The sequence below is a fragment of the Rhizobium moroccans genome, assembly GCF_057559155.1.
Genome location: NZ_JBHFJG010000047.1, coordinates 169,227 through 182,884, shown reverse-complemented (window position 1 = coordinate 182,884; position 13,658 = coordinate 169,227). Strand labels below are relative to the sequence as shown.

Genomic DNA, 13,658 nt, shown 5'->3' with positions numbered 1-13,658 from the left:
CCCAACTCAAAACCTCGTGACCGCTGAGGATTGTCACCCCACCCCGGAGCTTCGCTCCGACCCTCCCCCTCAAGGGGAGGGCGAGCCGCCGCAATCACCCCGCTTCGCTCCATCACACAGGCTCACTCTTCCCAATAAACCTCGGTGAGCACGTTGGAGGGAATGGGCTCGTTTTCCCAAAGCCCCTTCACCTTCCCATCCCAGATGCCGAGCTTGGGCATGACGAAGAGGAAGAGCGCCGGCACGTCGTTCGCGAGAATCGTCTGCGCCTCGCCGTAGAGCTTTTCCTGTTCCGTGGGATCGGCGGTCAGCTCCACCTTCTTCAGGACGTCGCCGAAAGCCGGGTTCTTGTAGTTGAAGTAATAAGGATCGCGGGCATAGATATCGATATCCATCGGCTCGGCATGGGCCACGATGGTCATGTCGTAATCGGCCGCCTTCAGCACGTCCGCCACCCATTTGGCCGGGAACTCGGTGGTCTCGATGTTCATCGTCACGCCGATTTCCGCCAGCATCGCCTGCAGCACCTGCGAGGTGCGCTGCGCATAGGCCATCTGCGGCGTCTTGATGGTGAAGGTGAAGCCGTCCGGATAACCGGCCTCCTCCAGCAGGGCCTTCGCCTTTTCCGGATCGTAAGGGTAGGTCCCGGTGAGATCGATATAGCCGCGATCGTTCGGCGTGTAATGGCTGCCGATCGGCGTGCCGTAGCCGGACCATGCGCCTTCCACGACGCCGGCGCGATCGACCGCCATCATCAACGCCTGGCGCACGCGCTTGTCGTCGAAGGGCTTGCGGGCATTGTTCATGCCGGCGACGACCTTGAGCTCCGTATTGCCGATCACCGTGACGAGGCGGCTGTCGCCCTCGAAGGAGCTGACGAGTTCTGGTGCGGCAAATTCCGGAAAGGCGTCGACATCCCCTGCCTTCAAGGCCGCGGCCTGGGCCTGCGGATCGCCGATGAAGCGGAAGGTGGCCGCTTCCAGTTTCACCGCCACATCCTTGTTCCAGTAATCTGGATTTTTCGCGAGTTCGACCTTGTCGCCCTTGGCCCAATTGACGAACCTGAACGGACCGGTGCCGACGGGTGCCGTCTTGTTGTTCTCGGCCGATTTCGGCGCAACCATGCTGGAGGACGGCCAGCCCAGCCAATAGAGCAGGCTGCCGGCCGGTTCCTTGAGTTTCAGAACCAGCGTTGCCGGATCGGGCGTTTCCACCGCGTCGATCGACGCGAAATAACGCTTCTGAGGATTGACGGAATCCGCTCCTCGGGCGCGATCGATCGAGAACTTAGCGACGGAGGAATCGAAAGCCTCGCCATCGTGGAATTTCACGCCCTGACGCAGCTTGAAGGTATAGGTCTTGCCGTCCGGAGAAATCTCCCAGCTTTCGGCAAGCTGTGGCTGTACCTTGCCGTCGCGGTCGATGGTCGTCAGCCCTTCGAAAATGTTCTGCCAGGTCACCTGCCCGATCGCCACCGGCGCGGCTATGGTCGGATCGAGGCCCGCAGGCTCGATCGTCATGCCGAGCGTCAGCGTGGTCTTCGGCGCCGCTTCGGCCATGCCGTGGCCGGAGAAGATCAATCCCGCCGCAAGCGCCGCTCCCAAGAGCACGCGCCGCGAACATGAAATGCTGCCGATAACCCCTGCCATGCCCGTCAGTCTCCCCTGGTGAAGATGTCGCCCGTCTTGTGCCATCGGCATCCGATCACACGGATTATGGTCATTTCGCAGGTGCACACAACGTGAAAATTGTACGCGCCCATCGCCGGTCAACCGCGGCGGAAACCCTCGCTGGCGACAAGCAGACGATGCGTATAATCGGCTGAAAAGGCCCGTTTTTCCAAGGCCTCCACCGGCATCGTCTCGACGACTTCTCCGCCCTTCATCACCGCCAGCCGCTCGCACATATGGCTCACGACACCGAGATCGTGGCTGACCATCACGAAGGTCAGGTTCCGGTCGCGCCGCGCCTGTTCCAGAAGGTTGAGAATTTCCGCCTGGATCGACGCGTCGAGCGCCGAAGTTGGCTCGTCGAGAAGCAGGATTTTCGGCTCCAGAATGAGCGCTCGAGCGATTGCGATGCGCTGTCGTTGACCGCCGGAAAGCTGATGCGAATAGCGGAAACGGAAGCCGTTGCCGAGGCCAACCTCGTCGAGCGCGCGGGCGATACGTACATCGATATCGGAAAAGCCGTGGATGAGAAGCGGCTCCAGAAGCAGCCGGTCCACCGTCTGCCGCGGATGGAGCGAGCCATAGGGATCCTGAAAGACCATCTGGACGGTTCGGTAGAACTCTTTGTCTCGCTTGCGGCCGGAGTAATTCCTGCCGCTCACAGTGAGCGAGCCTTCGTCAAAGCCGACGAGACCGGCAATGGCACGCAGGAGAGTCGACTTGCCGGAACCGGATTCCCCGACGATGCCGAAGGACTCGCCTTGGCCGACATCGACGCTCACGCGTTTCAGCGCGGTGAAATCCTCAAAAGTCACGACCATGTTTCGGACGGAAAGCGCCTGGCTCATGCGGCCCACTCCGGCTTGCGTTCGAGGACCGGCAGCGGGTGGCGGTCGGAGCCGATCTGCGGCAGGCAGTTCAGGAGACCCTGCGTATAGGGATGCTTCGCGCTGGCGAGATCGGCCGAGGGCAGTTCTTCGACAACTTTACCCGCATACATGACGATCACCCGGTCGCAGAAGGAGGAGACGAGGCGCAGGTCGTGCGAGATGAAGATCAGCCCCATGCCGCGCTCGGCCACCAGCTTGTCGAGGATCGAGAGCACTTCGAGCTGCACGGTGACGTCGAGCGCCGAGGTCGGCTCGTCGGCGATCAGCAGTTCCGGCCCGCAGATCAGCATCATCGCGATCATCGCGCGCTGGCCCATGCCGCCGGAAACCTCGTGCGGATAGAGATCGAAGACGCGCTCCGGATCGCGGATCTGCACCGCCTCCAGCATGGAAAGGGTTCGGGCTCTCGCTTCCGCGTGAGTGATCTTTTCGTGCTGGCGAAGCGCCTCGATGATCTGCCGGCCGATGGTCATCACCGGGTTCAGCGAATATTTCGGGTCCTGGAGGATCATCGCGATCCGCCTACCCCGCAGCGCCCGCCTTTGCCTGACGCCGGCCGAAAGCAGGTCGATGCCGTCGAAGGCGAGCCTGTTCGCCGTGATCTTCGCGTGGCCGGGCGTGAGCCCCATGATGGCCCGACCCGTCTGCGATTTGCCGGAGCCGCTCTCGCCGACGATGCCGAGCCGTTCCTTGCCGAGCGTGAACGAGACGCCGCGCACGGCCTGCACCTCTCCGGTGCGGGTCGGAAAAGTGACGCGCAAGTCATCGACCGTCAGAAGCGGGGTTACGGTCATTGGCCTGCCTCCTTCGGGTCGAGCGCATCGCGCAGCCCGTCGCCGAGAAGGTTGAAGCCGAGGCTGACGATCAGGATCGCCGCACCCGGCATGGCAGCCACCCACCATTGGTCGAGGATGAAGCGGCGGCCGGAAGCGATCATCGCGCCCCATTCGGGAAGCGGCGGCTGCGCGCCGAGGCCGAGGAAGCCGAGGCCCGCCGCCGTCAGAATGATGCCCGCCATGTCGAGCGTCACGCGCACGATCAGCGACGACAGGCAGAGCGGCATGACATGGCGCAGGACAATGCGGAAGGGCGAGGCGCCCATCAGTTGAACAGCCGCGATGAATTCCGAATTGCGAAAGGTCATGGTTTCCGCCCGCGCGATACGGGCATAAGGCGGCCAGGAGGTGACGGCGATCGCCAGGACCGCGTTCTCGATGCCGGGTCCCAGCGCGGCGACCAGAGCCAGCGCCAGCACGAGCTTCGGGAAGGCGAGGAAGATATCGGTGATGCGCATCAGGATCGCATCGACCCAGCCGCCGGCATAGCCGGAAACCGTACCGACGATGAGGCCGACGGGAGCAGCGATGATCGCCACCAGCACGACAACGAACAGGGTGAGCCGCGAACCGTGAATGAGGCGCGAGAGGATATCGCGGCCCTGATCGTCGGTGCCGAGCAGATAGCCCGCAGTACCGGGCGGCAGCAGACGAGCATTGCGCAGGTCGCCCTGCACCGGATCGTGCGGCGCGAGCACATTCGCGAAAGCCGCAACGAAGAGCAGGCCGATGATGATCGCAAGCCCGAGAAGCGCCAGCCGGTTTTCCGAAAAGCGCCGCCAGATGACATAGGCTCTTCCGAGGCGCGCCTGCTTGCGCGAGGCGGGGCGATCGGAAAGCAGCCACTCGCGGCTATACGGTTTGGGTGAGGTTTCAGCAATGCTCATCGGCTGCGCGTCCTGGGATCGAGCGTCCGGTAGAGAAGATCGGACAGGAGATTGATGCCGACGAAGACCGCACCGATGACGATCGTTCCACCAAGCACCGCGTTCATGTCGGCGTTCTGCAGCGAATTGGTGATGTAGAGGCCGAGCCCCGGCCAGGAGAAGATCGTCTCCGTCAGCACCGAGCCTTCGAGCAACCCGGCATAGGAAAGCGCGATCACCGTCACCAGCGGCACGGCGGCATTGCGCAGCGCGTGGAACCAGATGATGCGCGTCTCCGAAAGCCCCTTGGCGCGGGCAGCCACCACATATTCCTGGGAAAGCTCGTTCAGCATGAAGCTGCGCGTCATGCGGCTGATATAGGCGAGCGAGAAATAGCCGAGCAGCGAACCGGGCAGGATGATGTGCCGGAAGAGGTCCCACAGCACGTCCCACTGACGCTGCCAGGCGGCGTCGATGAGGAAGAAGCCGGTGATCGGCGTGAACGTGTATTCGTAGACGATATCGATGCGACCGGGATAGGCCACCCAGCGAAGCTTGGCATAGAACAGCACCAGCGTCAGCAGGCCGAGCCAGAAGATCGGCACGGAATAGCCGATGAGGCCGATCACTCGGACAATCTGATCGGCGATGCTGCCGCGCTTGACTGCGGCGAGTACGCCGAGCGGCACGCCGAACACCGCGCCGATGATGGTGCCGATCGTGGCAAGCTCGATCGTCGCCGGAAAGACGCGCGCGATATCCGTCATCACCGGATTGGTGGTGAGCACGGACGTGCCGAAATCGCCGGAGAGTGCCTGTTTCACATAGATGTAGAACTGCTGGTAGAGCGGCAGATTAAGGCCGAGCTCTTCCCTCACCCGCTCCACCACGTGGTTGGGCGCCCGGTCGCCCACGATGGCGAGCGCCGGGTCGATGGGCACGACGCGGCCGATGAAGAAGGTGACGGCAAGCAGACCGAGAAAGGTCGTGACGACCGTCACCGCAAAACGCAGGACGGACTTCGCGAAGGACGAGGCACGGCGCCGGTTGCGCCGTGTCGTCACCGATGTTTCAGGCAAGGTCAAGGAAGCTGCCCGCTATTCCTTGGAGACCTGATAGACGAAGTTGGTGTCGAAGCTCGGGCCGAGTTTGAAATCCTTGAGCTTCGAGGAATGGCCGGCCACTTCCGTCTGCTGGAAGACGATTACGAAGGGGCTGGTGGCGAGCACCTTGCGCTGCAGATCCTCATAGGTCGCCGCGCGCTTGGCGCTGTCCTTTTCCAGAAGCGCGCCCTTTGCCGCATCGCTGAGTTCGGCCGGAACGTCCCAGGCATTGCGCCATGCGAGCGTCTTGTTGGTGCCCTCGTCGGAATTGTCCGGGTTGATGGTGAAGGTCTCGGCATTCGAGTTCGGGTCGAAATAGTCAGAGCCCCACTGGCCGATATAGATATCGTGCTGGCGGGCGCGGAACTTGGTCAGCGTCTGCTTTCCGTCGCCGGGGATGATCTCCAGCTTGATGCCGGCCTGGGCGAGCGTCTGTTGTACGCTTTCGGCAATGCCGGTGACCGGCTGCGTGTTGCGCACGTCCATGGTGACGGTGAAGCCGTCGGGAAGGCCCGCCTTCGCGAGCAGTTCCTTGGCCTTGGCGACGTCGAGCTTGTACGGCTTGTCTTCAAGCGCGCCGAGCTGCCCCTTCGGCAGGAAGGTCTGGTGGATTTCGCCGATGCCCTTGATGAGGGTCGCGCCGATCGCGTCATAGTCGACCAGATACTTGATGGCTTCGATGACTTCCGGTTTGGCGAGCGTCTCGTTCTTCTGGTTGAGGCTGAAATAGTAGATAGTGCCCTTGGGCGCCGAGGTGAGCGTGAAGCCCTCCTTCTTCGACACGGCGTCCATGTCGCCCGGCTCGAGGTTGCGGGCCACATCGATATCGCCGTTCTCCAGCGCCAGGCGCTGGCCGGCGCTTTCCTTCATGTGGCGGTAGATGACCCGCTTCAGCTTCGGCGCTTCGCCGAAATAGTTCGGGTTGGCTTCCAGCACGACCGCTTCGTTGGCGCGCCATGTCACCGTCTTGAAGGGACCGGAGCCGGCAAAACCGGTCTTGAGGAACGCGTTGCCGAAATCCGTGTCATACTTGTAGTCGTCGCTCGGCGTGACCGGCTTGGCGTTCTCCATGACCAATTTCTTGTCGACGACGGAAGCAACCGTCGAGGTCAGCACGTTGAGAACGAAGCTCGGCGCGTATGCCTTGTCGACCGTAAGGGCAAAGGTGGTTTCATCGACGGCTTTCGCCTTCTCGGTCACGTTGTCGCCGGTAAGGCCGAACTGTGTGAGAAGGAAGGCGGGCGACTTGTCGAGCTTGATGGCGCGCTCGAAGGAAAATGCCACGTCCTCGGCGGTCAGCGGATTGCCGGAGGCGAATTTGAGGCCCGGCTTCAGCTTGAACGTATAGGTGAGACCATCGTCGGACACCGTCCAGCTATCGGCAAGCTCGCCGACTACTTCGGACGTCTTGTTGGGATCGAGGCGGACCAGAAGGTTATAGGTATTGGCGGTAACTTCCGCCGTGGAAAGCTCGAAGGCTTCGCCGGGGTCGAGCGAGATGATGTCATCGATGGCGAAACCCTCGACCAGCGTGTCGGCCGGCGTTTCGGCGAATGCCTGCGGCGAAGCCGCCAGCATCAGCGCAAGTGCTGCGCCGGTGGAAAGCACACGGAGCCGTTTGTTCAGCGAATTCATCATGATCGTTCCCTTGTTTTTTTGAACTCTCGAATTTCCGGAGCGCCTATTCGTGCCAGGCCTTCCCCAAAACCCTCAGCCAGTTTTCCCGGCATAATTTCATCAGTTCCACGTCAGCGTATCCCGCACCCTTGAGAGCCGCAACCAGATTCTGATTGCCCGCCGCGTCCTGAATATCCTGCGGAATCGAGGCCCCGTCGAAGTCCGAACCAAGCGCTACATGGTCGATCCCCATGCGCTCGACCATGTAGTTCACATGGCGAACCATGTCGGAAAGCGGGGTCCCGACATCGTCTCGGCCGTCGGCCCTCAGCATGGTGACGGCGTAGTTGAGTCCGACAAGGCCACCGCTTTCACGGATCGCATCGAGCTGGCGGTCGGTAAGGTTGCGGGCGACCGGCGTCAGCGCGTGGGCATTGGAATGGCTGGCGATCAGCGGCTGGTCGGAGGTCTTGGCAACATCCCAGAACCCCCTCTCGGTGATGTGGGCGAGGTCGATCAGGATGCCGAGCCGGTTGCAGGCCTTCACGAGTTCGAAGCCGAGTTCGGTAAGTCCTGGCGCGGTATCCGGCGACATGGGATAGGCGAAAGGCACTCCGTGGCCGAAGATATTGTGACGGCTCCAGACGGGGCCGAGCGACCGGAGGCCGGCGGCATGGAAAACTTCCAGCGCGGCGAGATCGGGATCGATCGCCTCGCAGCCTTCCATGTGCATGACCGCGGCGAAGATGCCTTCTGCCATGGCCTTGCGGATATCGCGTGTCGAGCGGCAGAGCCGCCAGGCATTCGCCCGGTCGAGACGCAGCGCGATCGCCGCCATTTCGAGCGCGGTCGAGAGCGAAGGCCCATGCTCCAGCGGTGCGGCAAGCGGCGTCTCGTAATGACCGTTCTCGTCGGGCTCCTTGAGAATGAGATCGCCCGAAGGCACATAGATGGCGCAGAGCCCGCCGGCGAGCCCGCCCGCCTTGGCGCGCGGCGCATCGATATGGCCTGCGGGCGTACCGTTCATGAATTCCGCAACCGGATCGCCGCCAGCCTTCATGTTCCGCCAGAGCCGCAGAAGCACGTCGTTATGGCCGTCGAACACCAGTTCCATGAAAAGAGTCCCGATTATTGTGAAAGAAATCCGAGGTGAGCCGAAGCAGCGATCCTAACCGAGCTTCGCCTCTCTACAAGACAGAATCTCGGATCACGCCACCCATTTCCCCTGCCCGTCCGTCTTCAGGAGCGGCGTCCTGAAGACCCCAGCCACCCGCTCCCGCCACTGAGGACCGGCCGCATCCAGCTTGCTGTGCCAGCGTTCCGATTGCAGCATGGCCGCGCCGATCACCACCGGCTCGATGCCGAGGGAGCTCATTAGCGAGAGACCTGAAATGATGGAGGTTCCGCTTGAGATCACGTCGTCGATGAGCGCTACCCGCTTGCCCGTAATCAGCGGCAGCATGCGCGGATCGACATAGAGCCGCTTGACCTGCTCCGGCGTGGTAATCGAGGAAAGTGGCACCGAAAGCGTCTCGTCGTACCAGAATTTCCGCGAGGTCCCGAGCGGCACGTAGCGAGAATGGCCAAGCACGCGGGCGACCGCTGCCGCGAGAGTGAGGCCGAGCGTCGGCAGGCCGACGATCACCTCCGGACGGAAGGCAGAAATCTTGTAGGCGAGATCGGCGGCAAGCACATCCTGCACCTCGAAACTCGCCTGGTTGATGATGAGGGAGGCGAGCGCATGTTCGCCATCCGCGAGCGGCCGGATCGGCAACCGGATCTGGCGGCCATCGTCGAGCGTCGCCGGATAAAACCCCGTATGCGGGCCGGCAGGATCGAAGCTCAGGGCAGGATGGATCTCCTGCCAGAATTCATGCGGCTGCATGGGGCTCCCGTATCAATCGAGAAAGACGAGTCGTAAAGCGGAGTCCTAGCGCCGTGAGCTTCACCAGCCAACCACTTCCTCGCGATAGCGGCTCACTTCATCGAGAAGCCAGGCGCGGAAGGCAGCAACCGGCCGGAGGTCCACCTTGGCAAAGGGCGCCACCGCATAATAGGAACTCGGGCTCTTCACCTGATGCGGAAATGCCTGGACGAGCTGACCGCTCGCCAGTTCGGAATCGATGAGAAAGAGCGGCATCAGCGCCACCCCGAGCCCGGCGATGCAGGCCTGCGCGACATTGGAAAACTGCTCGAAGCGCATGCCCTGCGAGGAGGCGCCCGAAATGCCGAGGCTCTGGAACCAGTGATCCCAGGCGCCCGGCCGCGAGGCCATGTGCAGGAGCGGCAGGCGCTGGATATCCTCCGGCCGGCGGATCGGATGCTCGGCAAGAAATGCCGGGGACGAGACCGGCGCAACCATCTCCTCCATGAGATAAGTGCATTCCGCGCCCGGCCAGTCCGGCTGGCCGACATGGATCGCCATGTCGATCCCCTCGCGCTCGAAATCGAATATCCCGATGCGGGTTGCGAAGTTCAGCGTAATCTCCGGGTGGCTGGCGACGAAATGCGGAATTCGCGGCATCAGCCAGCGCGTGCCGAAGGTCGGCAGTATGGCGAGATTCAATTGGTCGCTATGCCGTTTCGTCATGACCTGCAAGGAAGCCGACCGTATCTGCGACAGCGCGCCGGCGATGGATTTTGCATAATCCGCGCCCGTTGCGGTCAAGCCGACACCACGGCTGCTGCGCTCGAAAAGCAGAATGCCCAATTGCTCTTCCAGGCCAGAAACCTGCCGGCTGATGGCCCCTTGCGTCAGCGACAGCTCTTCCGCCGCTGCCGAGAAACTGCCCAGCCGCGCAACGGAATCGAAGGCGGCAAGCGCTGCGGTGGAAGGAAGGAGCTTCCTGCTGAGATTGACCATGCTTTATTACTATACGTCATAGCCGATTGAGTAAACTCCGCTTGCCCGCGCAGGCAGCCGCGCCGATAATCCCGGCCAGTCCATAACGGGAGATTTTGACTGTGAGCGCACGTGCGGCCTTTTCCTGGAGCGATCCGTTCCTTCTTGAAGACCAGCTGACCGACGAGGAGCGGATGATCCGCGATGCGGCCGCCGCCTTCGCGAAATCCGAACTCCTGCCGCGCGTCCAGGAGGCCTATCTTTCCGAAACCTCCGAACCGGAGCTCTTCCGCCTCATGGGCCAGGCGGGCCTGCTCGGCGTGACGCTGCCGGAAGAGTACGGCGCGGCGAATGCCAATTACGTCTCCTACGGCCTTGTCGCCCGCGAGATCGAGCGCGTCGACAGCGGCTACCGTTCGATGATGAGCGTGCAGTCCTCGCTGGTGATCTACCCGATCTTCGCCTACGGCTCGGACGAGCAGCGAAAGAAATACCTGCCGGGTCTCGTTTCCGGCGAACTCATCGGCTGTTTCGGGTTGACCGAGCCGGACGCGGGTTCTGATCCCGGCGGCATGAAGACCCGCGCCGAAAAGATCGAAGGCGGCTATCGCCTGCGCGGCTCCAAGATGTGGATTTCCAATGCGCCGATCGCCGACGTCTTCGTCGTCTGGGCGAAGCCGGAAGCCCACAACAACGAAATCCGCGGCTTCGTTCTGGAAAAGGGCATGAAGGGTCTTTCGGCGCCCAAGATCGGCGGCAAGCTTTCGCTGCGCGCCTCGATCACCGGCGAGATCGTGCTGGACGGCGTCGAGGTCTCCGAAGATGCGATGCTGCCGAACGTTTCGGGCCTGAAAGGTCCGTTCGGCTGCCTCAACCGCGCCCGCTACGGCATTTCCTGGGGCGTCCTGGGAGCTGCCGAAGACTGCTGGTTCCGCGCCCGCCAGTACGGCCTCGACCGCAAGCAGTTCGGCAAGCCGCTCGCCGGCATGCAGCTCTACCAGAAGAAGCTTGCCGACATGCAGACGGAGATCGCGCTTGGCCTCCAGGCATCCTTACGCGTCGGCCGGTTGATGGACGAGCACCGCATGGCGCCGGAAATGATTTCGATCGTCAAACGCAACAATTGCGGCAAGGCGCTGGACATCGCGCGTCAGGCTCGCGACATGCACGGCGGCAACGGCATCCAGATCGAGTATCACGTCATGCGCCATGCGCAGAACCTGGAAACGGTCAACACCTACGAGGGCACGCATGACGTCCATGCGCTGATCCTCGGTCGCGCCCAGACCGGCATTCAGGCGTTTTTCTGATCTTTCTACCCAAAGCGGCGTGGGTGGACACACTCCACGCCGCTTTTCGTCATTGGCTAAATCTGCCCCATCGTTGTATCAATAACGAGGCCCGCATCGTGCAGCGAGCAGAAAATCGAGGCAGAAGGACCGTCAAGTATAATGCACGCCACGAAAGAGGCCTCGGAAAACCCCGCCGGTGAATTCGATGTCGGCGAAAGGCTTCGCAGCGTCCGCCGTCAGCACGGACTCTCGCAGCGGGCGCTCGCCGTGAAGGCGGGAGTAACGCATTCCCTCGTGTCGCTGATCGAGAAGAACAAGGTCAGCCCTTCCGTCTCTTCGCTGAAGAAAATCCTGGAGGCGATCTCCTATCCGCTGACCGATTTCTTCGCGCTCACCCTGCCGCCGGTCGACCAGATATTCTACCGCGCCGACGAACTCATTCCTCTTGCCAGGGGACCTCTGACCCTTTTGCAAGTCGGGGATGTAAAATCCCATAATGTGCAGATTTTCCACGAGTTCTACCAGCCGGGCGCGGATACGGGCGAGACCATGCTGCAGCACGAGGCCGAGGAAGGCGGGGTCGTCGTGGCCGGCGAACTGGAACTGACCGTCGGCAACCAGACGCGTATCCTCAAAAAAGGCGATGCCTTCCTGTTCGACAGCCGCTTGCCGCACCGTTATCGCAATGTCGGGACGGAACTTTGCGAGATCGTCAGCGCCGTCACGCCGCCCTATCTCTGAGGCCGAAGAGGGATCAAAAAGCCGGGCCGCGGCGATTGAACCCATTGTCAATTATAGTGAGAATGCCTAGGTCTAGTGGCGCTGCGGCAAACCTCCCACAGGGTCCATCGCCGGAGCGCAAGCCGATGTCCAACAGGCAAGGAACGCTGCATTGGCCGGACCCCCGATGCCGACCTCGCCGCCATATACCAGAGCGGAATTCTTTTAGCCCGATCCTCCTCCCCAGCAGCGCATCGGTTCATAGCCTTTCGCGCGGCTTGTTTTGAATGAAGGTGCCTCCCATGACCTATCCGAACGTCAAGCTTTTCATCAACGGCGAGTGGCGCAACGCCATCGGCGGCGAGACCATTCCGGTCATCGACCCCGCGACCGAAGAAGTGATCGGTCAGATTGCCCATGCCCGCAAGGCCGACCTCGACCTGGCGCTTGAAGCGGCCGCCAAGGGGTTCAAAGTCTGGCGCGAAACGTCTGCCTTCGAGCGCTCCAAGATCATGCGCAAGGCCGCCGATCTGCTGCGTTCACGCGCCGAGACGATCGCGGTGATGATGACCCGCGAACAGGGCAAGCCGCTTGCGCAGTCCAAGATGGAGGTCATGGGCGCCGCCGACACGATCGACTGGTTCGCGGAGGAATCCCGCCGTACCTATGGACAGATCATTCCGGCCCGTTTCTCCGGCGTTTCGCAGCTTGCGATGAAAGTGCCGGTCGGACCGGTTGCCGCCTTCACGCCCTGGAACTTCCCGATCAACCAGATCGTCCGCAAGCTTTCGGCCGCCCTTTCCACCGGCTGCTCGATCATCGTCAAGGCTCCGGAAGAAACCCCGGCTTCGCCGGCCGAACTTATCCGCGCCTTCGCCGATGCCGGCGTCCCGGCGGGCGTCGTCAACCTGGTTTACGGTGTTCCGGCAGAGATTTCCGAATACCTGATCCCGCATCCGGTGATCCGCAAGATCTCCTTTACCGGCTCGACCCCGGTCGGCAAGCACCTGGCGGCGCTCGCCGGCAGGCACATGAAGCGCGCCACCATGGAGCTTGGCGGCCACGCGCCGGCAATCATCTTCAACGACGCCGATCTCGAAAAGGCGATCGAGGTGACGGCGGGGGCGAAGTTCCGCAACGCAGGTCAGGTCTGCGTCGCGCCGACCCGTTTCCTGGTGCAGGACGGCATCGCCGACAAGTTCCTCGACGGCTTCGTGAAGGCTGCACGGGCGATCAAGGTCGGCAATGGTCTGGAAGAGGGCGTCGCCATGGGGCCGCTTGCCAATGACCGTCGCATCCCGGCCATGGAAGACATGATCAACGATGCCGTGGCAAACGGCGCCGAGATCAAGGCCGGCGGGCGCCGGATCGGCAACAAGGGCTATTTCTTCGAGCCGACCGTGGTCGCCGATGTGCCGACTTCCGCCAAGGTGATGAACGACGAGCCCTTCGGGCCGCTTGCCATCGTCAACCGCTTCTCCACCTTCGAGGACGCGATCGAGGAAGCCAACCGCCTGCCCTTCGGGCTTGCTTCCTATGCCTTCACCGGCTCGGTGAAGACCGCGCACGAACTCGGCCGCCAGGTCGAAGCGGGCATGCTGACGATCAACCACAACGGCCTTGCGCTGCCGGAAGTGCCCTTCGGCGGAATCAAGGATTCCGGCTACGGCACGGAAGGCGGCTCGGAAGCGACGGAAGCATATCTGGAGACCCGTTTCGTCAGCCAGATGAGCTAAGGACGCGGCTCGCCCTCCCCTTGAGGGGGAGGGTCGGACCGAAGGTCCGGGGTGGGGTGACATTTCGGATCCCCGCAACAGATTTC

General features: G+C 62.4%; 12 protein-coding genes. 3 read left to right on the top strand and 9 right to left on the bottom strand.

Going from position 1 to position 13,658, the window contains the following annotated elements; translation table 11 throughout:
* Positions 1-122 precede the first annotated feature (122 nt).
* The 9 genes from ACE04I_RS22390 to ACE04I_RS22350 form a co-directional block, all read right to left on the bottom strand.
* Positions 123-1,649, bottom strand: a complete 1,527-nt coding sequence (locus ACE04I_RS22390; RefSeq protein WP_137326636.1) for an ABC transporter substrate-binding protein — start codon at positions 1,647-1,649, stop codon at positions 123-125.
* A gap of 119 nt (positions 1,650-1,768) precedes the next feature.
* On the bottom strand, positions 1,769-2,518 hold the full coding sequence (locus ACE04I_RS22385; protein ID WP_046794808.1) for an ABC transporter ATP-binding protein: 750 nt from the start codon (positions 2,516-2,518) through the stop codon (positions 1,769-1,771).
* A complete protein-coding gene (locus ACE04I_RS22380) occupies positions 2,515-3,354 on the bottom strand; it encodes an ABC transporter ATP-binding protein (protein WP_046794809.1) in 840 nt (279 codons plus the stop codon). The genes ACE04I_RS22385 and ACE04I_RS22380 overlap by 4 nt, the downstream gene beginning before the upstream one ends.
* Positions 3,351-4,283 carry an ABC transporter permease gene (locus ACE04I_RS22375; protein ID WP_046794810.1) on the bottom strand — a complete coding sequence of 311 codons (933 nt, stop codon included), beginning with the start codon at positions 4,281-4,283 and terminating at the stop codon, positions 3,351-3,353. Before ACE04I_RS22375 ends, ACE04I_RS22380 begins: the two co-directional genes overlap by 4 nt.
* The gene (locus ACE04I_RS22370; protein WP_487207619.1) at positions 4,280-5,326 is read right to left on the bottom strand and encodes an ABC transporter permease; all 1,047 of its coding nucleotides are present in this window, start codon (positions 5,324-5,326) and stop codon (positions 4,280-4,282) included. The genes ACE04I_RS22375 and ACE04I_RS22370 overlap by 4 nt, the downstream gene beginning before the upstream one ends.
* A 33-nt stretch (positions 5,327-5,359) precedes the next feature.
* Positions 5,360-7,003, bottom strand: coding sequence for an ABC transporter substrate-binding protein (locus ACE04I_RS22365; protein ID WP_046794812.1), 1,644 nt, complete (start codon positions 7,001-7,003; stop codon positions 5,360-5,362).
* A 43-nt stretch (positions 7,004-7,046) separates the two neighbouring features.
* On the bottom strand, positions 7,047-8,096 hold the full coding sequence (locus ACE04I_RS22360; protein WP_046794813.1) for a dipeptidase: 1,050 nt from the start codon (positions 8,094-8,096) through the stop codon (positions 7,047-7,049).
* Positions 8,097-8,189: 93 nt separating this feature from the next.
* Positions 8,190-8,867, bottom strand: a complete 678-nt coding sequence (locus ACE04I_RS22355; protein WP_487207609.1) for a phosphoribosyltransferase — start codon at positions 8,865-8,867, stop codon at positions 8,190-8,192.
* Between the two features lie 60 nt (positions 8,868-8,927).
* Positions 8,928-9,845, bottom strand: coding sequence for a LysR family transcriptional regulator (locus ACE04I_RS22350; RefSeq protein ID WP_046794815.1), 918 nt, complete (start codon positions 9,843-9,845; stop codon positions 8,928-8,930).
* Between the two features lie 101 nt (positions 9,846-9,946).
* On the opposite strand from ACE04I_RS22350, the gene ACE04I_RS22345 reads away from it, so the two are divergent.
* The 3 genes from ACE04I_RS22345 to ACE04I_RS22335 all read left to right on the top strand — a co-directional run bounded on the left by ACE04I_RS22345 (position 9,947) and on the right by ACE04I_RS22335 (position 13,572).
* Entirely contained in the window at positions 9,947-11,134 is a 1,188-nt protein-coding gene (locus ACE04I_RS22345; RefSeq protein WP_046794816.1) for an acyl-CoA dehydrogenase, read from the top strand.
* Positions 11,135-11,275: 141 nt separating this feature from the next.
* Positions 11,276-11,857, top strand: a complete 582-nt coding sequence (locus ACE04I_RS22340) for a cupin domain-containing protein (protein ID WP_137326637.1) — start codon at positions 11,276-11,278, stop codon at positions 11,855-11,857.
* Positions 11,858-12,138: 281 nt separating this feature from the next.
* The gene (locus tag ACE04I_RS22335; RefSeq protein WP_046794818.1) at positions 12,139-13,572 is read left to right on the top strand and encodes an NAD-dependent succinate-semialdehyde dehydrogenase; all 1,434 of its coding nucleotides are present in this window, start codon (positions 12,139-12,141) and stop codon (positions 13,570-13,572) included.
* The last annotated feature ends 86 nt before the right edge of the window (positions 13,573-13,658 follow it).

Coding starts and splice junctions, on each gene's coding strand:
- ACE04I_RS22390 (WP_137326636.1), bottom strand. CDS start 1,649: ATGGCAGGGGTTATCGGCAGCATTTCATGTTCGCGGCGCGTGCTCTTG.
- ACE04I_RS22385 (WP_046794808.1), bottom strand. CDS start 2,518: ATGAGCCAGGCGCTTTCCGTCCGAAACATGGTCGTGACTTTTGAGGAT.
- ACE04I_RS22380 (WP_046794809.1), bottom strand. CDS start 3,354: ATGACCGTAACCCCGCTTCTGACGGTCGATGACTTGCGCGTCACTTTT.
- ACE04I_RS22375 (WP_046794810.1), bottom strand. CDS start 4,283: ATGAGCATTGCTGAAACCTCACCCAAACCGTATAGCCGCGAGTGGCTG.
- ACE04I_RS22365 (WP_046794812.1), bottom strand. CDS start 7,003: ATGATGAATTCGCTGAACAAACGGCTCCGTGTGCTTTCCACCGGCGCA.
- ACE04I_RS22360 (WP_046794813.1), bottom strand. CDS start 8,096: ATGGAACTGGTGTTCGACGGCCATAACGACGTGCTTCTGCGGCTCTGG.
- ACE04I_RS22355 (WP_487207609.1), bottom strand. CDS start 8,867: ATGCAGCCGCATGAATTCTGGCAGGAGATCCATCCTGCCCTGAGCTTC.
- ACE04I_RS22350 (WP_046794815.1), bottom strand. CDS start 9,845: ATGGTCAATCTCAGCAGGAAGCTCCTTCCTTCCACCGCAGCGCTTGCC.
- ACE04I_RS22340 (WP_137326637.1), top strand. CDS start 11,276: ATGCACGCCACGAAAGAGGCCTCGGAAAACCCCGCCGGTGAATTCGAT.
- ACE04I_RS22335 (WP_046794818.1), top strand. CDS start 12,139: ATGACCTATCCGAACGTCAAGCTTTTCATCAACGGCGAGTGGCGCAAC.